The organism is Peribacillus muralis, assembly GCF_001645685.2.
GTDB classification, from domain to species: domain Bacteria; phylum Bacillota; class Bacilli; order Bacillales; family DSM-1321; genus Peribacillus; species Peribacillus muralis_A.
Genome location: NZ_CP017080.1, coordinates 1,064,418 through 1,090,582 on the forward strand (window position 1 = coordinate 1,064,418; position 26,165 = coordinate 1,090,582).

The 26,165-nt window shown below is 43.3% G+C and carries 30 protein-coding genes; 26 read left to right on the forward strand and 4 right to left on the reverse strand.

Annotated elements, in window-relative coordinates:
• Positions 1-148: 148 nt before the first annotated feature.
• The 3 genes from ABE28_RS05065 (at position 149) to ABE28_RS05080 (ending at position 4,676) form a co-directional block, all read left to right on the forward strand.
• Positions 149-2,326, forward strand: a complete 2,178-nt coding sequence (locus ABE28_RS05065; protein WP_064466762.1) for a malate synthase G — start codon at positions 149-151, stop codon at positions 2,324-2,326.
• Positions 2,327-2,880: 554 nt separating this feature from the next.
• Positions 2,881-3,006: a hypothetical protein gene (locus ABE28_RS25645; protein WP_257390719.1), complete on the forward strand. Its 126-nt coding sequence runs from the start codon at positions 2,881-2,883 to the stop codon at positions 3,004-3,006.
• 407 nt (positions 3,007-3,413) lie between these two features.
• Complete coding sequence (locus ABE28_RS05080) at positions 3,414-4,676, forward strand: pyridoxal-phosphate-dependent aminotransferase family protein (protein ID WP_064466759.1); 1,263 nt, start codon at positions 3,414-3,416, stop codon at positions 4,674-4,676.
• A gap of 345 nt (positions 4,677-5,021) precedes the next feature.
• Here the strand turns inward: ABE28_RS05080 and ABE28_RS05085 are convergent, their stop codons facing one another.
• Entirely contained in the window at positions 5,022-5,327 is a 306-nt protein-coding gene (locus ABE28_RS05085) for a hypothetical protein (protein ID WP_064466758.1), read from the reverse strand.
• A 243-nt stretch (positions 5,328-5,570) separates the two neighbouring features.
• Between ABE28_RS05085 and ABE28_RS05090 the strand changes: the two genes are divergently transcribed.
• From ABE28_RS05090 to paaX, 14 genes are all read left to right on the forward strand, one after another.
• Entirely contained in the window at positions 5,571-6,899 is a 1,329-nt protein-coding gene (locus tag ABE28_RS05090; protein WP_064466757.1) for a phenylacetate--CoA ligase family protein, read from the forward strand.
• Positions 6,900-6,993: 94 nt separating this feature from the next.
• Positions 6,994-7,119 carry a hypothetical protein gene (locus ABE28_RS25650; protein WP_257390720.1) on the forward strand — a complete coding sequence of 42 codons (126 nt, stop codon included), beginning with the start codon at positions 6,994-6,996 and terminating at the stop codon, positions 7,117-7,119.
• A gap of 124 nt (positions 7,120-7,243) precedes the next feature.
• Positions 7,244-8,200, forward strand: a complete 957-nt coding sequence (paaA, locus tag ABE28_RS05095) for a 1,2-phenylacetyl-CoA epoxidase subunit PaaA (RefSeq protein ID WP_064466756.1) — start codon at positions 7,244-7,246, stop codon at positions 8,198-8,200.
• Positions 8,201-8,217: 17 nt separating this feature from the next.
• The gene (paaB, locus tag ABE28_RS05100; RefSeq protein WP_064466755.1) at positions 8,218-8,577 is read left to right on the forward strand and encodes a 1,2-phenylacetyl-CoA epoxidase subunit PaaB; all 360 of its coding nucleotides are present in this window, start codon (positions 8,218-8,220) and stop codon (positions 8,575-8,577) included.
• Positions 8,567-9,367, forward strand: coding sequence for a 1,2-phenylacetyl-CoA epoxidase subunit PaaC (gene paaC, locus ABE28_RS05105; RefSeq protein WP_064466754.1), 801 nt, complete (start codon positions 8,567-8,569; stop codon positions 9,365-9,367). Before paaB ends, paaC begins: the two co-directional genes overlap by 11 nt.
• A 26-nt stretch (positions 9,368-9,393) precedes the next feature.
• Positions 9,394-9,891, forward strand: a complete 498-nt coding sequence (gene paaD, locus ABE28_RS05110) for a 1,2-phenylacetyl-CoA epoxidase subunit PaaD (protein WP_064466753.1) — start codon at positions 9,394-9,396, stop codon at positions 9,889-9,891.
• Between the two features lie 18 nt (positions 9,892-9,909).
• On the forward strand, positions 9,910-10,215 hold the full coding sequence (locus tag ABE28_RS05115; protein WP_064466752.1) for an EthD family reductase: 306 nt from the start codon (positions 9,910-9,912) through the stop codon (positions 10,213-10,215).
• Positions 10,212-10,988, forward strand: a complete 777-nt coding sequence (locus tag ABE28_RS05120; RefSeq protein ID WP_064466751.1) for an enoyl-CoA hydratase/isomerase family protein — start codon at positions 10,212-10,214, stop codon at positions 10,986-10,988. Before ABE28_RS05115 ends, ABE28_RS05120 begins: the two co-directional genes overlap by 4 nt.
• Positions 10,989-10,998: 10 nt before the next feature.
• Positions 10,999-11,772, forward strand: coding sequence for an enoyl-CoA hydratase-related protein (locus tag ABE28_RS05125; RefSeq protein WP_064466750.1), 774 nt, complete (start codon positions 10,999-11,001; stop codon positions 11,770-11,772).
• A 22-nt stretch (positions 11,773-11,794) separates the two neighbouring features.
• Positions 11,795-13,312: an aldehyde dehydrogenase family protein gene (locus ABE28_RS05130; RefSeq protein ID WP_064466749.1), complete on the forward strand. Its 1,518-nt coding sequence runs from the start codon at positions 11,795-11,797 to the stop codon at positions 13,310-13,312.
• A 115-nt stretch (positions 13,313-13,427) separates the two neighbouring features.
• Entirely contained in the window at positions 13,428-14,300 is an 873-nt protein-coding gene (locus ABE28_RS05135; RefSeq protein WP_064466748.1) for a 3-hydroxyacyl-CoA dehydrogenase, read from the forward strand.
• Entirely contained in the window at positions 14,297-15,505 is a 1,209-nt protein-coding gene (locus tag ABE28_RS05140; RefSeq protein ID WP_064466747.1) for an acetyl-CoA C-acyltransferase, read from the forward strand. The genes ABE28_RS05135 and ABE28_RS05140 overlap by 4 nt, the downstream gene beginning before the upstream one ends.
• Positions 15,506-15,528: 23 nt before the next feature.
• The gene (locus ABE28_RS05145) at positions 15,529-16,305 is read left to right on the forward strand and encodes an enoyl-CoA hydratase-related protein (RefSeq protein WP_064466746.1); all 777 of its coding nucleotides are present in this window, start codon (positions 15,529-15,531) and stop codon (positions 16,303-16,305) included.
• 107 nt (positions 16,306-16,412) lie between these two features.
• The gene (gene paaX, locus ABE28_RS05150; RefSeq protein WP_064466745.1) at positions 16,413-17,273 is read left to right on the forward strand and encodes a phenylacetic acid degradation operon negative regulatory protein PaaX; all 861 of its coding nucleotides are present in this window, start codon (positions 16,413-16,415) and stop codon (positions 17,271-17,273) included.
• A gap of 98 nt (positions 17,274-17,371) precedes the next feature.
• Here paaX and ABE28_RS05155 read toward each other — a convergent pair whose 3' ends face one another.
• Positions 17,372-17,884, reverse strand: coding sequence for a gamma carbonic anhydrase family protein (locus tag ABE28_RS05155; protein ID WP_064466744.1), 513 nt, complete (start codon positions 17,882-17,884; stop codon positions 17,372-17,374).
• 80 nt (positions 17,885-17,964) lie between these two features.
• On the opposite strand from ABE28_RS05155, the gene ABE28_RS05160 reads away from it, so the two are divergent.
• Entirely contained in the window at positions 17,965-18,930 is a 966-nt protein-coding gene (locus ABE28_RS05160) for an NAD(P)H-dependent flavin oxidoreductase (RefSeq protein ID WP_156775916.1), read from the forward strand.
• Between the two features lie 339 nt (positions 18,931-19,269).
• Complete coding sequence (locus ABE28_RS05165; protein ID WP_064466742.1) at positions 19,270-19,881, forward strand: DedA family protein; 612 nt, start codon at positions 19,270-19,272, stop codon at positions 19,879-19,881.
• 45 nt (positions 19,882-19,926) lie between these two features.
• Here the strand turns inward: ABE28_RS05165 and ABE28_RS24375 are convergent, their stop codons facing one another.
• Entirely contained in the window at positions 19,927-20,094 is a 168-nt protein-coding gene (locus tag ABE28_RS24375; RefSeq protein WP_083231952.1) for a YjcZ family sporulation protein, read from the reverse strand.
• Between the two features lie 204 nt (positions 20,095-20,298).
• Here ABE28_RS24375 and ABE28_RS05170 point away from each other — a divergent pair, with 204 nt between their 5' ends.
• From ABE28_RS05170 to ABE28_RS05185, 5 genes are all read left to right on the forward strand, one after another.
• A complete protein-coding gene (locus ABE28_RS05170) occupies positions 20,299-21,054 on the forward strand; it encodes a metallophosphoesterase family protein (protein WP_257390721.1) in 756 nt (251 codons plus the stop codon).
• Positions 21,055-21,152: 98 nt separating this feature from the next.
• On the forward strand, positions 21,153-21,284 hold the full coding sequence (locus ABE28_RS25655; RefSeq protein ID WP_257390722.1) for a hypothetical protein: 132 nt from the start codon (positions 21,153-21,155) through the stop codon (positions 21,282-21,284).
• Between the two features lie 137 nt (positions 21,285-21,421).
• The gene (locus ABE28_RS05175; protein ID WP_064466741.1) at positions 21,422-22,351 is read left to right on the forward strand and encodes a cation diffusion facilitator family transporter; all 930 of its coding nucleotides are present in this window, start codon (positions 21,422-21,424) and stop codon (positions 22,349-22,351) included.
• Between the two features lie 239 nt (positions 22,352-22,590).
• On the forward strand, positions 22,591-23,280 hold the full coding sequence (locus ABE28_RS05180; RefSeq protein ID WP_064466740.1) for a response regulator transcription factor: 690 nt from the start codon (positions 22,591-22,593) through the stop codon (positions 23,278-23,280).
• Positions 23,270-24,700, forward strand: coding sequence for a HAMP domain-containing sensor histidine kinase (locus ABE28_RS05185; protein WP_257390798.1), 1,431 nt, complete (start codon positions 23,270-23,272; stop codon positions 24,698-24,700). Before ABE28_RS05180 ends, ABE28_RS05185 begins: the two co-directional genes overlap by 11 nt.
• Before the next feature lie 65 nt (positions 24,701-24,765).
• Here the strand turns inward: ABE28_RS05185 and spx are convergent, their stop codons facing one another.
• Complete coding sequence (spx, locus tag ABE28_RS05190; RefSeq protein ID WP_064466738.1) at positions 24,766-25,161, reverse strand: transcriptional regulator Spx; 396 nt, start codon at positions 25,159-25,161, stop codon at positions 24,766-24,768.
• A gap of 105 nt (positions 25,162-25,266) precedes the next feature.
• Between spx and ABE28_RS25435 the strand changes: the two genes are divergently transcribed.
• Positions 25,267-25,404, forward strand: a complete 138-nt coding sequence (locus ABE28_RS25435) for a hypothetical protein (protein WP_167353385.1) — start codon at positions 25,267-25,269, stop codon at positions 25,402-25,404.
• The gene (gene modB / locus ABE28_RS05195) at positions 25,401-26,054 is read left to right on the forward strand and encodes a molybdate ABC transporter permease subunit (RefSeq protein ID WP_064466737.1); all 654 of its coding nucleotides are present in this window, start codon (positions 25,401-25,403) and stop codon (positions 26,052-26,054) included. The genes ABE28_RS25435 and modB overlap by 4 nt, the downstream gene beginning before the upstream one ends.
• Positions 26,055-26,165 lie beyond the last annotated feature (111 nt).

A 26,165-nucleotide genomic window follows, 5' to 3' on the forward strand; every position in this document is an offset into this window, starting at 1 on the left:
GTAAAATGATAAATGAGCAATATCCCAAAAGAAATGGAAATTGATTAATCGATTGTTGAACACGTTAAGGGTAAAGCGTTCACCTTGTTTACAAAAATTCTTCTGGGCGTAATCCGGAAGTCAAACTAAGTTAAAGGAGGAATGTTCCGTGGAACAATATGTAAAAGTAGGTAATATTAAAGTGGCTCCGGTCCTTTTGGAATTTATCAATCAAGAAGGAATTCCTGGAAGTAACCTGAATCAGGAGCAATTTTGGACTGATTTTGAAAAATTGGTATACGACTTGTCTCCAAAAAACAAAAAATTGTTAGCTCGTCGTGATGAAATTCAAACCAAAATCAATTCATGGCATAGAAAAAATAAAGAGATTGACTTTGCTGAATATAAATCATTTTTGCGGGAAATTGGCTATCTCGAACCTGAAGGAGAAGACTTTCATATTACGACAGAAGGTGTAGATGATGAAATAGCCTTCCAAGCTGGGCCCCAGCTTGTTGTCCCCGTTGATAATGCCCGTTATGCTATTAACGCTTCAAATGCAAGGTGGGGTAGCCTATATAATGCCCTATATGGAACAGATGCCATTGGCGAAAAAGGAGGTGCCTACCGAGAAGGAAGCTACAATGAAGTACGCGGTGGAGAAGTCATTTCATTTGCAAAGGATTTTCTTGATCAAGTAACTCCCTTAAATGGTCATTCACATAAAGACGCTGTGAAATATGCAGTGGTGGACGGGAAGTTGGCTGTTACACTAAAAAATGGGAAAATTACGAGTTTAGTAGAGGAATCTAAGCTAGTTGGCCATCAAGGCGAATTCGAAAAACCATCGGCTATATTATTAAAAAATAATGGCTTGCATTTTGAAATTCAGATCGATCGAAGTCATACGATCGGCAAAATGGATAGAGCAGGGGTTAAGGACATCCTAATGGAAGCTACGCTTACGACCATTATGGATTGTGAGGATTCAGTTGCCGCAGTGGATGCTGATGATAAAGTTCTGGTATATCGAAATTGGTTAGGTCTTATGAGGGGTGATTTGAATGTAACTTTCAAAAAGGAGAATAAAATGATCACCCGTACATTGAACCCGGATCGTTTATACAGCGCACCAGATGGTGAAGAATTCACATTGCCAGGTCGTTCACTAATGTTTGTCCGTAATGTGGGACACTTAATGACCACAAATGCTGTCATGGATGCAAATGGTGAGGAGATTCCTGAGGGAATCATGGATACAGTCATGACTAGCTTGCTTGCCAAACATTCCCTGATGGGTAATGGTGAATATTATAATTCCTCTAAAGGATCAGTCTATATCGTTAAGCCAAAAATGCATGGGTCCGAAGAGGTGGCTTTTGCCAATGAACTCTTCGATCGTGTGGAAGACATGCTTGGACTACAGCGAAATACACTGAAAATTGGTGTAATGGATGAAGAACGTCGGACCTCATTAAACTTGAAAGCCTGCATTCGCCAAGTTAAAGAAAGGGTGGCTTTCATTAATACCGGATTCTTAGATCGAACCGGAGACGAAATCCATACTTCTATGGAAGCAGGACCCATGATCCTAAAAAATCACATGAAGGGATCCATGTGGCTTCAAGGCTATGAAAAGTCTAATGTCCAAGTAGGTTTGACAACCGGTTTTCAAGGTCGTGCCCAAATTGGTAAAGGAATGTGGGCAATACCTGATATGATGGCGGAAATGCTAACGCAAAAGATAGGTCATGTGAAAGCGGGGGCTAATACAGCATGGGTGCCTTCTCCAACGGCAGCCACATTGCATGCTCTTCATTATCATCAAGTGGATGTAAAAAAGGTACAAGATGTGTTGAAAAAGAATCCAGTAAATTTACGTGATGATATGTTAAACATTCCATTGTCTCAAAACCTTGAATGGAGTCAGCAAGAAATTCAGCAAGAGCTGGATAACAATGCTCAAGGTATCCTCGGTTATGTTGTACGCTGGATAGATCAAGGGATAGGCTGCTCCAAAGTACCAGATATAAACAATGTAGGGTTGATGGAAGATCGTGCCACACTAAGGATTTCGAGTCAGCATATGGCTAACTGGCTTCATCATGGAATTTGTACGAAGGAACAGGTATTGGAGACTTTACAACGAATGGCTAAAGTAGTGGATGAACAGAACACTGGAGATTCAGCATATCAATATATCACGGGAAATTTCGACAACTCAGTGTCGTTTCAAGCGGCATGCGAACTAGTGTTTCAAGGCTATGACCAACCAAATGGGTATACTGAGCCCATCCTGCATCGACGGCGGATTGAAGCGAAAAAAATAAGAAATAACAATAAGTAAGTTTTCTTTACTTTCGTTCTAAAATATACAAATGAAAGTAATAAAGATATAAAGCCTGAACATACTTTAACTTCTTCTAGTAAATTCCTACGGGGGCATCGGGTCGAAAATAAGTGATCATTTTATAAAATGGGGAACAAGTGATCAACATTACTTGTTCCCCATTTCGGTTTTAATTCGTTATAAATAGAAGAAGACTGGTAAACATGGGTCAATCATTACTAAAAAGATTAATTATACCCTATGTAGGTTTGCAGATCATCAGAAGTCAATTTAAATGTTTGATTGGAATTGGTATCTTAATTGATAAAAAAATACCAGTGAAATATGATAAGATGCTAACTATAACAATATGGACCGCTTCTTTTGAGTATAGAAATCTGTAGGTTTTACACATTATTGGTTTAGTTACACTGGCTATATTGCACAAAAAAACAGCGAAATACTAACATTTTTGTCAATGAAGTCAAAAGCGAAAGCAAGTAAAATAATAGAAGATATAAATTTAGTGATTAATCATATTGTGAATGGATATTCAGAAGGGGAGCACTGTGATGGGCAGTCGAATCAATAAATTCATGGAGGAAAATGATGAAGCTGCGTGCGATGATAAAATGGTCAAAATGCTTCGGGTGCAACTGAAAGTCATGAGGAGAACCGGCTATTTTATTCCAAGGTAAAGGATGGGTGCTCAACCTTATTACATATTCTTATTTACAAGCAGTTTATTAGTCGGGCTTGGGGATGAATTCCTCGGGTGGGAGAATTCCGACTGGTTCTCATAGAGGCCTGGCAACGCCAATAATTATGGTGAAAATCATAAGTGAGAGTGAGCCATGCGGGTACGACTCTTATGTCATACAGGAAGGTGCCATTGGTTCTGCTTCGGAATTCAAGGCATGGATCATGGTTTTGTTGCTCACCTTGTCAGAACAAATATCAAATTATCCGGAAGCTGACGGAGCCCGGTTGCAAAAGTGTTCAGTTTGAATCGTCCAGCTTGCCAGCTTTTCGTTTTTAGGCAGGAGGGGATGAACGCTTTAAATGAAAAACTATCTAGATTAGTCTATTAAAGGAGTTGCTTGAAATGGCATATTCAGAGTTGAACGCACCGATAAGAACGATCATGACACCAGGCCCAGTCGAAGTGGACCCACGTGTCCTAAGGGCGATGAGCACACCGATATTAGGGCAATTCGATCCTGCTTTCACTACTATCATGAATGAAGTGATGGAAATGCTGCGATCGGTTTTTCAAACGAAAAACAAATGGGCGTTCCCGATAGATGGTACCTCAAGGTCGGGGAATGAAGCAATTCTATGTAGTATCATTGAGCCAGGAGATAAGGTTCTGGTTCCTATATTCGGCAGGTTCGGTCATTTATTGGTGGAAATCTGTGAGCGGTACGGAGCTGAAGTGCATACGATGGAATGTCCTTGGGGAGAGGTGTTCGAACCGGAAGCTGTCATCGCGGAAATCAAGAAGGTCTCCCCTAAAATAACGGCAATCGTCCATGGGGAAACTTCCACAGGTTGTATGCAGCCTATGAAGGAAATCGGGTTGGCTTGCCGTGAATTGGGAGTACTGCTTGTGGTGGATGCGGTTGCCTCCATCGGGGGCACTGATGTGAAGGTGGATGAATGGTGTATTGATGGATTGATAGGCGGAACACAAAAATGTTTATCCGTTCCTCCGGGTATGGCACCGATTACGTATAACGAGCGAATAGAAGAAATCATCCAGTCCCGCAAAAAGGTGGAACGCGGCATTGCTACGGATGAAGACAATCAAAACGTTTCGGGCCGTCCTCCGATTGCCAGTAATTATTTCGATTTAAGCATGCTGCAGGATTATTGGGGACCGCGCAGGTTGAATCACCATACAGAAGCCACTTCCATGATTTATGCGTTACGTGAAGGGTTGCGCCTTGTACTCGAAGAAGGCTTGGAAACACGCTTTGCCCGTCATGAACTTCACGAAACCGCTCTCGTTGAAGGGATCAAGGCAATGGGACTTACATTATTCGGGGACGGGAACAATAAACTTCCATGTGTAACCTGCATCGACATTCCAAAAGGAATCGATGGTGAAGCGGTAAGAGCCATGCTATTGAATGAATTTGGTATCGAAATCGCTTCCTCGTTTGGACCGCTTCAAGGGAAAATTTGGAGGATCGGGACCATGGGTTTCAGTTGCAGGAAAGAAAATATCCTGTTTGTATTGGCCTCCTTCGAAGCTGTCCTTTTGCGTCAAGGGTTCCAAGTTAATCGGGGAGAGGCTTTGCAGGCAGCACTGGATGTGTATGTAGGAAAGACGGAGAAACTGGTAGCGTCACGAGGGTCTCTATAAGTAATGGATATCCCAGTGCAACTTTGAAAAATCTTGGGAAGACTCTAGAAACTGGATCAAAATGTTGGCGGCGGGAGGCTGTAGCACATATTTTGATTTGTCATCGAATGTGATTCCGTCGAGCAAAAGGATCTCCTTGAGATGGGCAAGTTTTGAAAGAATTAGTCGGTTAAGATTTTGGATCAAGGGGGGAATGGTCCCGTGAAAAATAAGATGGAATCCTCTATATGATTTCTTCGGACCACACAATACATTCTAAGTGTGTTCGTGAAGCAAGGTTTATATAGTTTATCAGATTGATAGAATAAGTGAGAGGGAGCCCACGAAGTGACTTCGATATTGCGGTTAATAACTAGGGAGGAGGCTTTGCGAATTAAATTCATTATAAGTGGGGGGATTCCGAATCGGGAATCCCCCCACTTGGTCGACGAAGTATTGAGTCTTTTGGAAAACCATCGCCTCCATCGTTGCGAGCAGTTCTTTTTCGGCCACCACTTCTATATGATACCATGCGAGTTTATTTTTTTTGGCTTCTGTTGTGCCAGGACCAAGCTTTGTCAACTTCATCCTTGAAAAAGAGGCGTATGGTTCGTCCACAAGCACTTGCTTAATTTGGTCGTCATGCACTTCCTTATCAATTTCAGTGGTCATTCATTTCTTCCTTTCCCTAATGGTCTTTTGCTGAACAAATTCCGATTCCAATGTAAATTATCATAAACAGAAATTTTGCGCAATTAAAGTTTAAATATTCTTTAAATTCAAAAAACAATATTGACAAGGTGGAATTGCCGTATTAATCTTGAAATGAAGCATAACGTTAATTTGTTTTTCGTTAAAATATCGTTATTTATTAGTGTGACTGAAAACGAGTAAACAAAGAGGGGGACTGAAACCATGTACAATCCCGAGATTGAAACGGCTACCCGTGCTGAAATGGAAAGTATGCAATTGACACGTCTGAAAAGAACGGTAAGCTATGTTTTTGAAAATGTATCATATTACAGAGAGAAATTTTCAGAAATGGGTCTTGATCCGACAGATATTCAAACGCTGAACGATGTGACGAAACTACCCTTCACAAAAAAACAGACCCTCCGTGATCAATATCCTTTCGGGTTATTCGCCGTTCCGATGGAAGAAATATCACGGATTCATGGCTCATCAGGTACAAGCGGGAAACCTACCGTAGTGGGATATACGAAAAACGATTTGGAAAACTGGGCTACGATCGTCGCTCGCGGAATTGTAGCTGCCGGAGGACGGAAGTCAGACATATTCCATAACGCATATGGATACGGTTTGTTCACGGGCGGACTTGGTCTCCATTGCGGTGCAGAGAAGCTAGGGGTTGCCACCGTGCCTATTTCAGGCGGGAACACCGATCGTCAAATAACGATCATCAATGATTTTAAACCGCGTGGCATTTGTGGAACACCCTCTTATATCTTGAATATTGCAGAAAAAATGGAAGAGATGGGTCTTGATCCAGCCGATAATGGACTTGAATATGGAATATTTGGAGCTGAGCCGTGGTCAGAGGAAATGAGAGCGACACTTGAGAAAAAATTGAAGTTGAAAGCGATGGATATTTACGGTCTTAGTGAAATCATGGGGCCAGGTGTTGCGATAGAATGTCATGAAGCTCAGAATGGTCTTCATATCGCAGAAGATCATTTCCTCGTTGAAGTCATTAATCCCGATACCCTTGAACGTGTAGACGACGGCGAGGATGGAGAACTTGTGTTTACAAGCCTTACGAAGGAAGCGCTTCCAATCATTCGTTACCGGACGGGTGATATTGCCTCGATAACCCGTGAGCCGTGTACATGCGGGAGGACGACCACAAGAATGTCACGTGTTAAAGGCAGGACCGATGACATGATCATAGTAAGAGGAGTGAATGTATTTCCTTCTGAAATCGAGCGTGTGTTATTCCAAATGGAAGGAATTGTGCCGCATTATCAGATTCACCTCGTAAATAAGGGGCAGATGGATAGCGTTGAACTGCATATAGAAATCGAGAGCGGTTTCTACCGGGAAATCGAGGGAGATCTAGCTCATCAAAATGTCGGGAAATTAAAGAAAAGGCTCCAACAGCAAATGAAATCGACCTGCTTAGTAACGATTGAAATCGTAGTTAATATCCCGAAAAGCATTCCCCGCTCGGAAGGAAAAGCGATTCGTGTTGTTGATAAACGAAAAGGTGAAATTCTCAGTATGTGATTGATAATATAGGATCATCAGAGTGTTTGGAGAAACGCTAACAGTAGTCAGCGATGAAAGTATTTATCAAACCCGGTAACGAAGAGCGGCTTTCATGATTCTGGATGAAGTTGAGGGAGCTATGGAAGTCGCCGATGAATTGTTCGATGAAGCGTTGGAAGCTGTCCATCTGAATCAATCAAAGTGGAAAAGCCGGCATTCGAAAATGGCCATTGAATGAAGGTTTGTCTCATTATGTTTTCCTTAATTAAGGAAAAATACGGAATAATCTTGCATTTAATATAACATTAAAATATAATAACGTTAAATATACGTTATGAATTAATTAGTGAGAGGTGTTTTGGATGAATGTTCTTTTAAATGATATGGCAGAACAAGAAAGGCTGAATCATTTTATTGCCAGGATCGAAGCTGGGGAAAAGATAGAAGCTGATGATTGGATGCCTGAAGATTACCGAGGGACTCTCATCAAGTTAATTTCCATGCATGGCATCAGTGAAATAATGGGGGCGCTCCCAGAGAAGGAATGGGTGCCTAAAGCTCCGACCTTGAATCGAAAGCTTGGAATCATGGCAAAGGTACAGGATGAAATGGGACATGGACAATTATTGCTTCGTGTCGTCGAGGATTTGCTAAAGCCATCCGGCAAAAAACGGGATGACCTTATGCAAGATTTGTTTAATGGAGATTTAAAGTTTCATAACGTTTTTCATATGGAGGCCAAAACCTGGGGAGATGCGGGATTGATTGGATGGCTCGTTGATGGGGCAGCGATCATTTCCCAAACGAATATGCTAGGCGCTTCATATGGACCATATTCCCGTGCGCTACACCGTATTTGTGCCGAAGAGGTTTTTCATGCCCAGCATGGCGAGGCGATAATCATGGCCTTGGCCGAAGGTACGAAAGAACAAAGGAAATTAGTTCAGGACTCCATCAATTATTGGTGGGAATCATTGTTGCTCTTCTTTGGACCTCCAAGCAAAAAAGAGGTAGGCTCCTCCAAGCAGGATGTAACGATCAGGTACAGAATCAGAACGAGTACGAATGAAGAACTTCGCCAAGCCTTTTTTTCCAAGTATGTAAAGCGAATACTTTCGCTTGGCTATACCGTACCTGATGAAACCCTTCAATTTGATGAAAAATCAAAAAACTGGACCTACCAGCAGCCTGATTGGAGTAAATTGAAGGTGCTGGCTAGGAATGAAGGTCCCCGGTCACAGGATCGCTTAAGTCTTCGAAGAATCTCCTATGAAAATAACAAATGGGTCCGGGAAGCCTTAGCGCCGGAGGTCATCTAAGGAAGGGGAAGGACGATATGGAAGCTAGACAAAAAAACTTCTTTGAAGAATTTGAAGTATTTAGCCGTAAAACCAAATCCTCACCCGTCCAATATCACTTTAGCCTGCTTGCCCCAAACGAGGATATTGCGATCATGATGGCTCAGGAGAATTTCATGAGACGTGAAGCAGTCGATGATATCTGGGTGGTTAAAAGGCAGAATATACGGAAAATGACGGCCGAGGAGAAGAAAACGCTTCAGCGTATGGATAATAAAGATTACAGGACCACGAAAGGATATGGATATTTAAAGAAAAAATGGCGGAAGTACGAGCAGGAAATGCTCGATGAAAAAGAGATAATGTCTTGGGCGGGAGGCGTGGAAAATGGAGAATGATTCATTGAAGGACATGGCAATCAAGGAATTGCTTTATCAATTGGCTGATGATGATTTTATCCATGCATATCGCGGTTCTGAATGGCTGGGACTCGCACCGCATATCGAAGAAGATGTTGCCTCTTCCTCGATAGCCCAAGATACGATGGGGCATGCAGCGATATTTTATAAATTACTGGAAGAAACCGGTGAGGGAACGGCAGATTGGCTTGCTCACGCTCGTCCTGCTAAAGAACGGCGTAATGCCATCATCCTCGAAACTGTCAATGGTCCCGGATATTATATGAAAGACCCCGATTATGATTGGGCCTTTGCTGTGGTCCGGAATTATTTTTACACCCAGGCTAAAGCGATCAAGATCCAATCTCTGCAATCAAGTTCATATGAACCGCTGGCTGAAGTGGCACAAAAGGTACAGATGGAGCTTTATTATCATTTGATGCATTGGAAAATGTGGTTCGTCCAATTGATTGGTTCCAATCACATGGAAGCGGTTTCGAGAATGAAAGCAGCCATTGAGAAAACTTTACCCGATTTCGCGGGCGTGTTTTCATTTGGGCAATATGGCGAAGAAATGGTGGAGCTTGGCTTGATAGAGGGCGAGGCTTCCTTACAGAAGAAATGGGTCGATGCCGTCACTCCGATTTTTGAAAGTGTAGGCTTAGCTACAACATTTGAATTGGGAATGGCCAAAGGTGATGGACGTAATGGTGTGCATACGGAGGATTTGGAAACGGCGCTTGAAACGTTAAGCGAAGTGTATGCTTCCGATAAAGCGGCTTCATGGTGAATCATTAAAAGTAGGGGAGGGATAACATGTCGACCGTACTGATTAACGCAGATGATATATATAAGCTTCTGGAAGACGTTAAAGATCCCGAAATCGATACAGTGAGTATATTGGATTTGGGGATGGTTGAAGAAGTGACGGTTTCAGGCTCCGACGTATCGGTTAAAATGCTTCCGACTTTTCTTGGGTGCCCGGCATTGTCAATCATTCAAAAAAATGTGGAAACCGCTGTAAAACAGCTTGTTCTAGTGAAAAATGTAACCGTGGAATTTTTACGCTCGCCATCCTGGACATCCGATCGGATTACGGAAAAGGGGAAAGCTGGATTGAAGGTTTTCGGAATATCTCCACCTCCCAGACAAATGAAAGAAGATGGGTCGTGGCATATAGATTGCCCATATTGTGAATCGGCATATGTCACGATGGAGAACATATTCGGCCCAACGGCTTGTCGCAGCATTTTATATTGCAAAGCATGTAAAAACCCGTTCGAAGCAATGAAACCGATGATAAAAATGATCTAATAAATGGAGGTTTTCTAAATGGTAAAACTAATCGCCCTATACAAACAACCTGAAAACAAGGAAGCATTCGATGAGCACTATTTCAATGTCCATGGCCCGATCACGGAAAAAATCCCTGGTCTTAAAAAAATGGAGGTCACTAAAATAGTGGGGACTCCAATGGGCAAAGACTCTGAATATCACATTCTATGTGAAATGTATTATGAAGACCATGATGCCTTGCAAAAAGGGATGCGTTCGCCGGAAGGAAAAGCATCAGGGAAAGATTTAATGGGATTTGCAGGGAAACTTGTCACGATGATGATTGGTGAAGAAATAAAATGAATGCGCTTCAATTCATTGAAACGTCGATAGAGGAAGGGATTGGATACATCTTTCTAAACCGGCCGAAGCAACTGAATGCCCTTAACAGGAAAATGATCAGAGAAATCGTTTCTGCTATGGAAGCATACGATCTTGATCTAAGAGTGAAAGTGATTGTGCTGGCGGGCAATGGTAAAGCATTTTCTGCTGGAGCTGATATAGAAGAGATGGTGAATGACAACCCCGTCAGCCTGGAGTTAATGAACCAATTTGCCGATTGGGACCGAATAAGCCTAGTCAAGAAGCCAGTGATTGGTGCAGTGAAAGGTTTTGTGTTCGGTGGCGGTTTTGAACTTGCATTATCCTGCGATTTTTTGATTGCCGCTAGCGACACACAGTTTTCATTTCCGGAAGTGACGCTAGGAGTGATGCCTGGTGCAGGTGGTACTCAAAGACTGACGAAGCTGGTAGGTAAAACGAAAGCACTTGAATGGATATTGACGGCTGAAAGAATCAAGGCAAAGACTGCTCTGCAGTATGGTTTCATTAATAAAATCGTCGCTCCTGAGTTGTTAATGGAAGAAGCGGTTGATTTAGCGGGAAAGATTGCGAAGCAACCACCTTTAGCTGTAAGGCTCATTAAAGAATCCGTCAATAAAGCCGTTGATCATTCCTTATATGAAGGCATGCAATTTGAACGGAAGAACTTCTACCTTCTGTTTGCATCAAAGGACCAAAAAGAAGGAATGAGTGCGTTTGTTGAAAAAAGAAAGCCTAACTTCACAGGCGGATAAGGAGTGCTCTATGTACGAAACGATCACATATAGGGTTGAAAATGGAATCGCTTGGCTTACTTTGAACCGTCCTGATAAATTGAATGCCTTTACTTCCCAAATGAATTCTGAAATAAAGAAAGCGATCAAAGCATCTGCGGGATCTGATGATGTACGTGCGATCATCATCACCGGGGAAGGCAGGGCCTTTTGCTCGGGACAGGATTTATCGGAAGTGGATGAAAGCAAGCATCTAGGTCAAGTGCTGCGTGAAGACTACGGCCCGATGATGCAGCAAATAGCGGGCTGCGAAAAACCAATCATTGCGGCAGTAAACGGTGTGGCTGCGGGAGCGGGATTCAGCCTGGCTCTTGCATGCGATTTCCGGCTTGTTTCTGAAAATGCCAGTTTTATAAATGCTTTTGTCAATATCGGCTTGATACCGGATTCAGGAAACCTGTACTACCTCACGCGAATCGTTGGCCATGCGAAAGCCTTGGAACTATCCTTGTTGGGAGAAAAGGTCTCTGCCTCCGAGGCAAAATCCATCGGACTCGCAACAAAAGTCATCGGTGTGGGTGAATGGAACGAGCAATTGAAAGCCTTTGCAGGGAATATAGCTGCTAAACCGACGAAAGCAATCGGCTTGATCAAAAGATACTTAGAGGCAACCTATCACCTTACATTGGATGAATACTTAACGGAAGAAGCGGAAGGTCAGCGAATTGCCGGCTTGACGCAGGACTTTGCTGAAGGTGTGGCAGCATTCACGGAAAAAAGGAAAGCTCAATTCATAGGAAAGTAATATAAAAAGGGAGTGGGAGTATATGGCTAAAGTTCAAGAGGCGGCATTTGAAAAAGCGGAAACGAAACGTGATTATTACCACCTAATCATCAATGGTGAAAGAATGGAAAGCTCTAATGGATCGACTATCGATGCGTGCAATCCCGCCACTGGAGAAATCATCGCCAAAGTGGCAAAAGCCACTAAAGAAGACGCGGAAAAGGCGGTTCAAGCTGCACGTCAAGCGTTTGATAATGGGAAATGGAAGAAAACCCCGATTAATAAACGGTCCCGTGTATTGAACAAGATTGCAGCAATCATGCGTTCCCGCTTCAATGAATTGGTTGAGTTGGAAGTGTTGAACAGTGGGAAATCCATATCGGCTGCGGAGGGCCAGGTCATGCAGGCAATAGAGGATTTTGAATTTTATGCAGGTGCTTTAGTTGCGCACCGCGGATCTGTCAATAATGTACCAGGCCAATTCCATAATTATACCGAGAAAGAGCCAGTCGGTGTTTGTGCCCAGATCATTCCTTGGAATTATCCAATGATGATGGCAGCTTGGAAAATTGCCCCTGCAATTGCAGTTGGCTGCTCGGTCATCGTGAAGCCGGCTTCCTTAACGCCGCTGACTGCCATAGTCTTAGGGGAAATCTGTTTGGAAGCTGGTGTTCCGTCCGGAGTGGTCAATATCATTCCAGGTCCTGGAGCGGACGTAGGGAATTACTTAGTCGAGCATCCTGACGTGAATAAGGTCGCCTTCACTGGTTCTACGCCAATCGGAAGGGACCTCATGGGCAAGGCTTCCCAAACATTAAAGAGGGTGACATTGGAGCTTGGCGGAAAATCTCCTAATATCGTTTTTGATGATGCCGACCTTGAAGCAGCTATCGATGGTTCCCTATACGGCATTTTCTACAATACGGGACAATCTTGCGAGGCGAGATCGCGCCTATATGTGCATGAAGACATTTACGATGATTTCGTTGACAAGTTCGTAGAAAAGACGAAGAAATTGAAATTGGGCAATCCGCTCGATAAAGAAACGCATGTCGGTGCCATCATTGATCAAGGACAATTGGATGTCATCAATAATTATGTACAATCGGCCATTGCTGATGGTGCGGATATCCTTACAGGCGGAAAGCCGGCGGTCATTGAAGGATTTGAAGGCGGCTATTGGTTTGAGCCGACCGTCATCGCTAATGTGAATCACGATATGGATGTGGTGAAAGAGGAAATTTTCGGTCCCGTTGTTGTCATTATGAAATTCAAAGATGAAAAAGAGGCCATCAAACTCGCGAATGATACAGAGTTCGGTCTGGGCTCAGCGCTTTGGACCAAGGATGGCGGCCGTGCGACCAGGGTTGCCAATCAAATCGAAGCGGGGATCGTCATGGTGAACTGCCCATTCTCCGCTTTTCCTGGAACACCTTTTGGAGGATATAAACAGTCAGGGTTCGGGCGGGAGCTTTGTATTGAAACACTGGATCTTTATACAGAAACGAAAAGCATCATTTCCTTTTACGGAAGCCGTCCCTTAAATCCTTTCGGCATATAATCGAATATAAATAGATGGCTGGCAAAACGATTGCCGGATAAGTAATTCACGTATGGATGAATGCTGGTCTGATTCGTTGTGGCCGGCCATCTTTCAATAAAAGGAGGCACTATTAATGATTAAAAATCTAGTGATTGTCGGTTCCGGGGTCATGGGCAGGGGCATAGCCTACGTAGGGGCAACTGGAGGTTTTGACGTAATATTGGTCGACGTGAACCAAGTTGCATTGGAAGGTGCAAGAAACGAAATCGATTCCATTTTCGAGAAGGGCATCCGCTATCAAAAAATCTCGAAGGAAGAAGCGGATTATGCAAAAAACAGATTTTCCTATTCTACGAATCTGAAAGAAGCGGCAGCAGCTGCAGATTTGATTATAGAGGCTGTTCCGGAAAAAGCGGAAATTAAGAAAGCCGTTTTTGAAACGATTGAACAGCATGCAAAAGAAGACTGTTACTTTGCAACGAATACGTCCACCATGAGCCCGACGGAAATCGGATCTTATTGCAAACGGCCCGAAAAAACGATTGCCATGCATTTCTTTAATCCTGTCCAAAAGATGCCGCTCGTGGAAATTGTACGCGGACTTGAAACAAGTGATGAAACGGCAGCCATGATCAGGGAAGTTGCCGCAAAAATGGGGAAAGAGACCGTGGTCATCAATGAATTCCCCGGGTTCGTGACAAGCAGGATCAGCTGTCTCGTTGGTAATGAAGCCTTCTATATGCTTCAAGAGGGTTTAGGAACTCCTGAAGAAATCGATAAGGCCATAAAGCTAGGACTTAATTATCCGATGGGTCCATTCGAGCTTGGAGATTTGGTCGGATTGGATGCCCGGTTGAATAATTTAAAATATTTACATAGTAAACTAGGTGAAAAATACCGCCCGGCCCCCCTCCTTGAACAATATGTTAAAGCAGGCAGGCTTGGCCGCAAGTCCGGCAGGGGCGTTTATGATTATACAAAAGATGGAGAGCTGGTGAGGAAATGAAGGATGTCGTGATCGTCGATGCTGTAAGAACGCCAATCGGGAGATATAAAGGAGCTTTAAAGAGTGTTCGCCCGGATGACCTCGGTGCCATAGTAATCAAAGCACTGACGGATCGCAATCCGGCACTTCCGCCAGAGCAAATTGATGATGTCATCTTCGGCAATGCCAATCAAGCAGGGGAGGACAATCGCAATGTAGCAAGAATGTCCGCGTTATTGGCCGGTCTTCCCGTAACTGTGGCCGGAACGACCATTAATCGATTATGCGGATCTGGACTGGATGCCGTCATGTATGCTGCACGTTCAATAGCTGCAGGAGAAGGAGAGATTTATATTGCAGGCGGCACCGAGAGCATGACACGGGCGCCATTTGTCATGGCCAAACCTGAAAGTGAATTTCCTCGGGGAGCGATGGAGCTCCAAGATACGACGATCGGCTGGCGTTTTACGAATGAGAAGGTGAAAGAAATGTTTGGTGCGGATTCCATGCCTCAAACAGCGGAAAACATCGCCCAGCGTTTTTCCGTTTCAAGGGGAGAACAAGATCGATTCGCTCTCCAGAGTCAGCTGCGAGCCAAATATGCAGTGGAAAATGAGCGGTTTTTCAATGAAATCATACCAGTCAGGTTTACCGATCGAAAGGGCAAAGAGAGCATCTTCATTAAGGATGAACATCCTCGACCTGACACGACGATCGAAAAGCTGGAAAAACTTAAACCGATCTTTAAAGGGGGAACCATAACCGCAGGTAACGCCTCTGGTGTAAACGATGGAGCCTCTGCCTTGCTGGTGATGAGTGCAGAAAAGGCGCGCGAGCTTGGATTGAAGCCTATGGCCAAATATGTGGCTGGCGCGGTAGCCGGATTGGAACCGTCAATTATGGGCCTTGGTCCGATTCATGCGACTAAAAAAGCAGTGGAGAGGGCGAAGATAGCGATTGAAGACATTGGCCTGATTGAATTGAACGAGGCATTCGCTTCTCAAGCCGTAGAGTGCATCCGCCAATTGAAGCTGGATCAGGAAAAAGTGAATGTCAATGGCGGGGCCATCGCATTTGGCCACCCCCTCGGTGCAAGCGGTGCACGTATATTAACAACACTTGTCCACGAAATGAAAAAGCGGAATGTGCGTTATGGCCTTGCGACGATGTGTGTCGGTGTAGGGCAGGGTATTTCCGCGATCATCGAAAATATGGAAGAGGATTGAGTTGGAAAAGGGGGAGAGAAATCATGTCTAATGTCATTTATGAAATGAACAATCAAATCGGCTATATTACCGTCAATCGACCTGAGGTATTGAATTGTTTCGACTATGAGACACTTTCTGAGCTGCAGAAAGTCATCGATGGGATTTATCTGGACAGTGACATACGTGTGGTCATTTTCACGGGGGCAGGGGAAAAAGCTTTCAGCGCAGGCGCGGATTTAAAAGAGAGAAAGAGTTTGAATGATGGGGAAGTAAGAAGAAATGTTAAACTGATCCGCGATGTTTTTACTAGCATCGCCGGGCTGCCGCAGCCAACCATTGCAGCCGTCAATGGCTATGCATTGGGGGGCGGCTTTGAATGGTTGCTGTCATGTGACTTTGCTATTGCCGCAGAAGGCGTTTCTTTAGGACTTACCGAAACAGGCTGGGCAATCATTCCCGGTGCAGGCGGTACACAGCGATTGCCTAGATTGATTGGCGAAATGAAGGCGAAGGAATTAATCTTTACTGCTAAAAAACTGACCGCAGAAGAAGCTTTACAATTAGGGATCCTATTGGAAGTCGTGCCAAGAGGGCAGCTTCAATCAGCCTGTGAAGGGCTGGCGGCAGCAATCATGAAAAATGGACCGATTGCAGTCAATCAAGCCAAATATGCGATTAGCCAAGGAATGAATACAGATTTGCAAACAGGGATGGCGATAGAAGGAAAAGCCTATGAGCTGACCATTCCGACTCAAGACAGGTTGGAGGCACTCCGCGCATTCAGTGAACGAAGAAAACCGCAATTTACCGGTAAATGACATTGCAGTTTCCGCTTAACGGGATATAATAATTATTATGATGACCGTGGCAAAACGGTAACAACAGAAAGAATGAGGTGAGAAATATAGGAACTAATACGCAATCCATGATTTTTACAATCTACGGTGATTATATCCGTAACTATGGAAATAAAATCTGGATAGGTAGTTTAATTCGTTTATTAAAGGAATTCGGCCATAATGAACAAGGCGTGCGTGTAGCCGTTTCACGCATGGTCAAGCAAGGGTGGATCCAATCCGAGAAGCAAGGAAATAAAAGCTATTACTTTTTGACTGGACGCGGTGTACAGCGAATGGATGAAGCTGCCAATCGCATTTATAAGATGAAACCGAATGAATGGGATGGGAAATGGCGCATCTTGATGTATACGATTCCTGAAGATAAACGGCAATTGCGAGATGATCTGCGTAAAGAATTATTATGGAGCGGGTTTGGCAGTTTTTCCAATGGGTGCTGGATTTCCCCTAATGATCTCGAAAAAGAAATCGATCTTTTAATCGGGAAATATGAAATCGATGAATATGTCGATTTTTTCATTTCCGAATACAAAGGGCCAAAGGAAAATCATTCACTTGTCGAGAAGAGCTGGCATTTAGAAGAGATTGAAAATAAATATGAACAATTCATCGAGAAATACAGTAAGCAATTCATCGTTCACCAAAGCATCATCAGCAGGGGGGAAATGTCTGATGCGGATTGCTTCGTGGAACGGACCAACTTGGTGCATGAGTACCGTAAGTTCTTATTCATCGATCCGGGCCTCCCGAGGGAACTTTTGCCCTCAAAATGGAACGGTAACCATGCTGCTCTTTTATTTAGCCAGTATTATCAAGTTTTGGCTGAACCGGCAAGCCGCTTCTTCGAAAGTGTATTTCAGGAAAATAATGATTTATGGCGAAAAGATGAAGCTTATGATGCCAAGGACCATCCGCTGATCATTAAGTGAAAAAGAGCTTCAGCCAGTTGCTATTGATTACTGGCCGGGGCTCTTTTCTACATGTTAATGAACGACAGAAAAGCCATGGTTACCAAAATTCGAAAAAATCAATCGAGTATCGCTTTGAAATCCTTTCCTTTTTGAACATATGTATCGATTGAAAGCTGGATCAATTCAAGGTCCTTTTCATTCAATCTGCGAACCACTTTCCCTGGTGAACCGATCACGAGCGAACGCGGAGGGATGATTTTGCCGGAGGCAATCAAAGTATTCGCACCGACAATGCATTCTTCCCCGACTTCTACATTATCCAATATCGTTGAACCCATTCCTATAATGGAGCGTTTACCTATTTTACAGCCATGCAGGATCACGTTATGACCAACAGTCACTTCGTCTTCGATGACAACAGGGCAGCCCTCGAATAAATGAATTGTGGAGTTGTCCTGAATGCTGCACTTTTCCCCTATGGTAATGGAATCCTCATCACCGCGCAGGACCGAGTTGAACCAAACGGTCGATTCTTTCCCAATCGAAATATCACCGATTAAATGGACACCAGGTGCAATGAAAACGGTTTCATCAAAGCTGGGCTTCTTATTGTTATATGGGATAATCATAGTCTCGCTCCTTTTTGAAAAGTCAGAATTGTTTTTCTAATGATTATAGTATAACATTAAATGGACAGGGAGGGGTAATGGTGAAATATATTTGTGAGCTTTTATCGATTAAATATCCAATCATTCAAGGCGGTATGGGGAATATAAGCAATGCGAGTCTTGCGGCCGCAGTATCCAACGCAGGAGGCCTTGGGACAATCGGCTGCGGGACGATGACCCCTGGACAGGTGGAAGCCATCGTTGTTGAAACGAAGGAAAAAACCAATAACAATTTTGCGCTGAACATTCCGATAAACGTTAGTCCATATACAGATGAGCTAGTCAATCTTGTCCTGAAGCATGATATACCTGTCGTTGCCTTGTCGGCAGGAAATCCTGCCCCTTACATTCCGGCACTGCAAAAAAAGAAGGTAAAAGTGATCGCTATCGTGGCATCGGTCAAGCACGCCCAAAAAGCAGAGGCTGCCGGAGCTGATGTGTTGGCTGCGGAAGGGTTCGAGGCAGCCGGGATAAACTCTAACCTGGAATTGACGACCTTTACCCTCATTCCGCAAATTTGCAAGCACGTGAAGCTGCCGGTATTGGCGGCCGGAGGGATCGGTAATGGTCAGGGAGTGGCAGCAGCATTGATGCTGGGTGCCTCGGGAGTCCAGTTAGGAACGAGGCTTATCGCAACGAAGGAAGCGCCCTTCCATCCAGCTTACAAACAGAAACTAATTGAAGCGATGGACAATGATACGTGTATTTTGGGCAGATCGGTTGGCCAGGTGAGGAGAGTATTGAAGGCCCCATATTCGGAGAAGATCCTGGACTTGGAAAAACAAGGCCTGTCGCCTATGACCTATCGTGAAATGACATCTGAGGTTCATCATATATATGGTGCGATGAATGGAGATGTCAACAAAGGGTTCATGAATAGCGGCCAGGTTGCCGGATTGATTGAGGATATTCCCACGGTTCAGGAATTGCTTGATGGGATGATGATAGATGCAAAAAAGCAAATCGAGAACGGGTTAGCTGAGTTTTCAACCCCCTTCATGATTTAACACTGGAAGCATTATACCGACTTATAGGAGATGCTGTCTGTAAATTACAGGCGGCATTTTTTTTGGTTAAACCTTCTTCAATAATTTATACTAAAATAATGTCTGAAATAAAAGTATCCTGCAGGATAGACTTGTATCAATATTGAGTTCATATTTATCCCCCCTAAGCATTCTATCTAAGATCATCATGATCATGAAATTGGAATCCAGCAATAGATTATGAAAATTGCAATTGAACTTGTGATACAATGGAAAATGTCCTTTTTGAAATCAAGGGCTTTACCGATCTAATTCAGGCGAAGCCTTATTATATGTAATAAGCGAAATGGGGAAATCTCAATGGAAACTATAATAATGGATATGATCGAAGCGTTTAAATCTTTATCTTATTTCGGTGTGATGCTGGCATTGACCTTTGAATTCATTCCTGCTGAAATAGTATTGCCGCTGGCAGGCTACTGGGTTTATCAAGGTGACATGAATTTATATTTGACCATTTTTGCCGGTTCAATTGGAGGAGTAACGGGACCGCTGACGCTTTATTTCTTGGGGAAATATGGCGGGAGACCGCTCGTGTTGAAGTTTGGGAAGTACTTTTTGATCAAGGATGAGCAGTTGAATAAGGCGGATCGGTTCTTTGAAAGGTATGGTGGGGGTATTGCTTTCTTTGGACGATTTGTACCGGGAATCCGTACAGCCGTATCCCTTCCATGCGGAATGCTGAAAATGAATGTTTGGAAGTTCATTTTATTCACCTATTTGGCCATGCTTCCCGTCACAAGCGCTTATGTTTATTTAGGGTATAAGTTAGGGCCTAGATGGGAACAGGCAGGAGCGATCTTTTCTCAATATGCGAACTTCCTGCTTATTCCGATTGCACTTATCGTCATCTGGTTCGTTATGAAGGCACAAAAACAAAAGCAAAGACAAAAACTGAAGGTCGATCAATAATAAAGAAGGCGCCGTAAACCGGCGCCTTTTTCATTTATGTTTTTATTAGCAGAATCCGCCGTAACCGCCGCCGCCATAGCCGCCGCCACCAAATCCCCAACTGCATCCAATGATGACTAACAAAATGAATAATACGATCAGTAAAGCGAATCCGTTATCGAAACCGCCGCAGCCGCCACCGCCGCCACAACAATCGTTACCATTTCCACCCATTTAATTTCCTCCTCATACTTTTTATGAATTACATACCTAGCAAAACATCTTTACCGGGAATACTTCATACTATGTATTCTAGGCCGAAGTGTTTGCTGATTCATTAAAAATGGGCGATGGTCGATCAGGGGAAATAAGCCCGAATATTTTTTGGATTTTGAATTGAATGGTATAATACACCATGTGAATGATGGAGGAAGGGAGATGAATTTATTTATGAAGGTTGCCCTTATTACGGATGTACATGGGAATGCTTCAGCCTTAAAAGCCGTACTCAATGAAATCGATCAAATGGCTGAAATAGCTCATATCTATTGTTTAGGGGATATGGTCAGTATTGGCCCGGCTACTAATGAAGTCCTTGACCTTTTATTTTCCAGGAAAAATTTATCGATGCTGACTGGAAATCATGATGAAGCTGTGCTTGCCATCATAAACGGTGAGCCACATCCTGCAGGGCACATTCATGTTAAGGAGCATCATGAATGGATAGCGAGAAGAATGCATCCGGATTTCATAACCAAACTTGAAGAGTTGCCCCGCACCATTCAGCATACCATTCATGAACACTCCGTTTTCTTCACTCATTATCACATGGAATCGAAGAATTTGAATGAGCACATAAGCAAAAATCCATTCAGTAAAATAGTTGAACCGTCTTTAGCGAATTTAGAAAGCCTTTTTAAAGATCAGTATCACGATTTAATTGGGTTTGGACATCATCACCCTACCCATCATTTTCGAAATGATCGCACGATATTCCTCAATCCGGGTTCTCTTGGGTGCACTTTTGAACCTATGGCTCCTTATGCGATCGTTACGATTGAAAAAACAGGGATTTCTGTGGATATTGAAAAGGTTTCCTATGATAATTCATCGTTCCTGATGTCATACAAAAGCCTGCAAGTACCCGAGCATGAATTCATCATCCGTGCTTTCCATGGCGGACAGAAGGCTTGATGCGTTTAGCGATTATGGAATATGGGGAATTATCCAGCATAAAGGTACATGCCTGGGGATACGATAATAGGCAAAACATTTGTTGCTGGAGGTAAATCATGAAAGAAAAAGAACGGGTAATAAATCCAGACCAAGAAGAGATGGAACAGCATAGTCTTGTCTGTAATAATGAATTATTCAATAAGGATCTGTATGCCATTGTCGATGATACGATGCAAGAGGAAGGTTAAACGGGAAAAGCGCTGCAGGAAATATCTGTAGCGTTTATTTTTAGTTATTGAATGGTTGAAGGCAAAGGAAACATTTGAGACCATTCTGAATTTATCCCATACTATATATAAATTTTACATCCGGGAGGAGGGATGGAATGGGACATCATCACGGGCATGCTCATGATCATGGGCACGGTCACCACCACCATCATTCAAACAATAAAAAAGTGTTGTTGGCATCTTTCATATTGATCTCCACATTTATGGTAGTCGAGGTTATTGGAGGATTCTTGACGAATAGTCTGGCGTTATTGTCGGACGCAGGCCACATGCTTAGTGATGCGGCAGCTTTAGGGCTTAGTTATACAGCGATAAGGCTGGGTGAAAGGAAGGCGACATCTTCCAAATCATATGGTTATAAACGGTTTGAAATCATAGCTGCCTGCTTGAATGGATTGACCTTGATCGTGATATCCGTATTCATTTTAGTCGAGGCTATCAAGAGGTTCGTGAATCCTCCAGAGGTGCAAAGCTTGGGAATGCTGATGATTTCAATCATCGGTTTACTCGTTAACGTCATTGCCGCATGGATTTTGATGAGTGGGGATAAGGAAGATAATTTGAATGTACGAAGTGCTTTTTTACATGTGATCGGTGATATGCTTGGATCTGTCGGGGCCATTGCTGCTGCACTCTTGATTTATTTCTTCGATTGGGGGATAGCAGATCCGATTGCAAGCGTCATCGTTGCGTTCTTAATTATTATCAGCGGATTTAGGGTAGTGCGGGATTCCTTTCATATATTGATGGAGGGTACGCCCGATCAAGTTGATGTGGATGATGTAAAAACATCCTTGCTTGAATTGGGCAGTGTATCAAATGTCCATGATCTTCATATTTGGACGATTACCTCGGGCTTTTTGACAATGAGCTGTCATGTTGTCATAGATGAGAGCGGTAATCATGACTCCGTTTTAGCAGAAGCACAAAAACTGCTTCATGATCAATTTGGAATTGAACATAGTACGATACAAGTGGAAAGGCAGGATGCGGGGTGTCCGAATCCACACGAGACATGTAATTGAAGGGTGGCTGGCTCTAACCTGAGCCAGCCTCTTAGAGATGTCTTACGTGATGGGACTAGGAGCCTCCCCGAACGATGTGTATCACTGGCCAAATCCGAAGTGAAAACATGCGTTAATTTTTGCCGTGAACATATTCCTGACACATAAAAAGGATAGGATGGAGGGAAAAGCCCAAATGGTTGAAATCGTTGCCATAGTTAAAACGATTCCACAATAGTTCAGAAATGAGGAATCCATAAATGACGAAAATACTAATAGTCGAAGATGAAATTTCAATTTCAATGGTGCTGAAAGCATATTTGGAGCGTGAAGGTTTTGATGTAATCCAAGTTTACGATGGGTTGAAGGCGATTCCGGTTTTTGAAGAGACGGGCCCAGATCTTGTTCTGCTGGATGTCATGCTGCCAGGGAAGGAAGGCTGGGATATATTAAAGGAAATCCGTGAGTACGATGCATGCCCGGTTATCATGCTGACGGCACTGAATGATGTTGATTACCGATTATCCGGCTTTAAATCAGGCGCGGATGATTATATCTCAAAGCCCTTTGTAGCAGAGGAAGTCGTTGCGAGGGTGCATGCCGTTTTAAGAAGATCGCGTAGGACGGAAGATGCTGTCGATCATATACATGAATTCGGGAGCTTAACCATCGATGATCAGTCTTATACGGTGCTATTGAATCGGGAAGAGATAAACTTGACGCCTCGTGATTTGTCGCTGCTCATTTTTTTCGCAAAGCATCCGAATCAAATCTTCACGAGAGAGCAACTGCTCGATCAAGTGTGGGGTATGGATTATGATGGCAGCGACCGCGCCGTGGACCTGGCAATCAAACGAATCAGAAAGGCCATTGATGCATGGCCTGCAACTGAGGGGGAAATCAAAACATTGCGTGGATTGGGGTATCAATTGAGTGTCTATGAAAATTAAAAAAAGAACGACTTTACAACGCTATTGGACAAAAAGATACGTACTGACCTTGATTTCAGGGTTAATATTATTGTCTGTCTTCTCTTTATGGTGGATGGAAAAAACAGCATTGGAATATAGGCTTAGCCTACTTAAGTACTTAGCTGATGAAACATCCGACAGGGCAATAAAGGAAAATGGCCAGATTGTCGTCGGGCCGATCCTTTCGGAGATTGTTGAGGAAAGGGAGAAAATCCTTCATTTGAACCAGCAGCCCATCATTTATATCGTCGACCCTGATGGCAGCATCATTTATACGATGCCTCAACTGTACATCGATCCAGATGAAAATAAACTTCCAGATGTCATCATGAAAAATACGGAACTGATTCAGAAAGTCAAGATTTCCGACAATAAAGTATATGTCGTCAAATCCCCGATAACTTTTAATGATGAGACGCGAGGCTGGGTGGTGATTGCCCAGGAAGAAGGAGCTTTAAAGGAAATTAACCAAGATCATGGCTTATTGGCGATCATGATCGGAGGCCTGTTGATTTTGGGGACAGGGGTCATTTATTTCCTTTCGCGGCAGATTTCACGGCCCATCCAAGATGTAGCGAACGCAGCTGTCCAGGTTCGTGAAGGCAATTATGATATCCATTTTAAAGAAGAAGAAGAGATCAAGGAAGAAGAAATATATGAACTGATAAAGTCATTTAAGGAAATGACGAATCGCTTGAAGGTCATGGAGAAGCTGAGGGCGGAATTGCTTGCAGGGGTAACCCATGATTTGAAGACACCGGTCACTTCCATTAGCGGATTGATACAAGCGGTTAAGGATGACGTCGTCACGGGTGAGCAGAGTAAGGAATTCCTGGATATATCTTTAAAGGAAACCCAACGGCTCCAAGGTATGATAGAAGACCTGCTTAATTATAATGCCATCTCGGCAGGCGCATTTAAAATTCGGGTGCAAAAAGAAAATATCAATACATTCGTTCAGGAAATCGCCTATCGCTGGCAAGTGACGCAAGAGGATGGGCAAACATTCGCCCTTGATATCAAAGTCCCTGATGAACCCCTCTTTGGTCTAATAGACTCCTTGCGGATGCAGCAGATCGTCATTAACCTTTTGAACAATGCCAGGCATGCACTTGATGGCAACGGCAAAATAACGATTGACCTTTATGAAAAAGATGAGGGTCGAATCTGCATTGATGTACAGGATAGCGGCCGCGGAATCCCGGAGCATGAACAGCAGTATGTGTTCGAACCATTTTACCGAGGCGAAAACAAAAAATTGAAGGTGCGTGGTTTAGGTTTGGGACTGCCATTCAGTAAGATGCTCGCCAAAGCACAAAAAGGTGATCTCATCCTGAAGGATAGCAATCAACAAGGAACCACCTTTACAATCATCCTTGAGAAATCGGATCAAGGATAAAAAAAGAGGTTGTCCAAATTATATTGGACAACCCTCTTGTATAAAGCATTTTAACGGAACGGTGCTCAAGCCAATTGGCTGATTGCACGCCATAATTGTACATGGCGTACCTTCCTTGGAAGGAAGCGCCCCATTTCTTCTTCGTTATATCCTGCGTGCAGGTTTTTATGGTCGAAGATGATCGGACGGCGAAGTAAATCCGGGTTATCTTGGATGAGCTTGCAAAGTTCATTCAGTGGAGTATTATTTATATCGATATTCAGGCTTTTAAATTTTTTTGAGCGGGTCGAAATGATTTCATCAGTTCCGCCCTCTGTTTTACGTAAGATCTCTTTGATTTCATCAATAGAAAGAGGTTGCGAATATAGGTTGCGTTCATTGTAGGAAATTTCATTTTTCTTAAGCCAAGCTTTTGCTTTACGACAGGCTAAACTGCTTGGTGTAGTATAAATTGTTACCATATTAAATCGACTCCTTCTAGGTTTCAAAGTTTTAAAGTTTATTGGAATGAAAATTATTTTTCTATTTGTGATACTCTTACTTTAACGTCCCTATGTGTCAGCAATATGTCAAGAAAAATAAACTTAAAAGTTATTTCAAAAAGAAAGGGAGAAATTGAAATGAAATCTGCCTTTGCGTTCATGATGTATATAAGCTTACATATGCTGCTGATTGCCAATATCAATGCCAGGGTAGCAGCATGACAGAGGGCTTTTGGTCGCCTGTTCAGCTATCGATACAGGTTGCAGGGCTAGCGGGTATCCTTGTTTTCATCTTTGGGATTATCCTAGCGCGAATCATGGCTAGAAAGAAGTTCAGGGGAAAAGTCCTGTTGGAAACCGTATTTTTGTTGCCGCTAGTTCTGCCGCCCTCTGTCGTCGGTTTTTTATTGATTGTGATCTTTGGAAAAAATGCACTCCCAGGCAAATTCATTGAAAATATTTTTAATCAGCCCATAATGTTCACGTGGTGGGCGGCGGTCATTGCATCTGCCGTGGTTGCTTTTCCACTTATGTATCAATCCGCAAAGACGGGCTTTGAAGGTATAGATGAAGGAATTGAACATGCTGCAATGGTTGACGGGGCAGGGCCGTTTAGGTTGTTCCTATTCATTTCGCTCCCGTTGGCGGTCAAATCCATCGTTACAGGAACGATATTGAGTTCTGCACGTGCCTTGGGGGAATTCGGTGCAACATTAATGTTTGCCGGAAATATTCCTGGACAAACACAAACGATACCTACCGCTATTTATATTGCCATGGATTCCGGGAATATGACGTTAGCGTGGCTATGGGTTGCCATGATCATTGCCATTTCTTTCATTATGCTTTTTGCCGTAACGTACATTAAATGAAACGTTTTGGTTAGAAAAAGGGTATCGGTATCCTGAATCAAAATTCCCGCTTAAGCCGGCCTGGAGGGAGATTATAGTTTCTTATCAGTCTGTGTTATAATCGAAAAACAA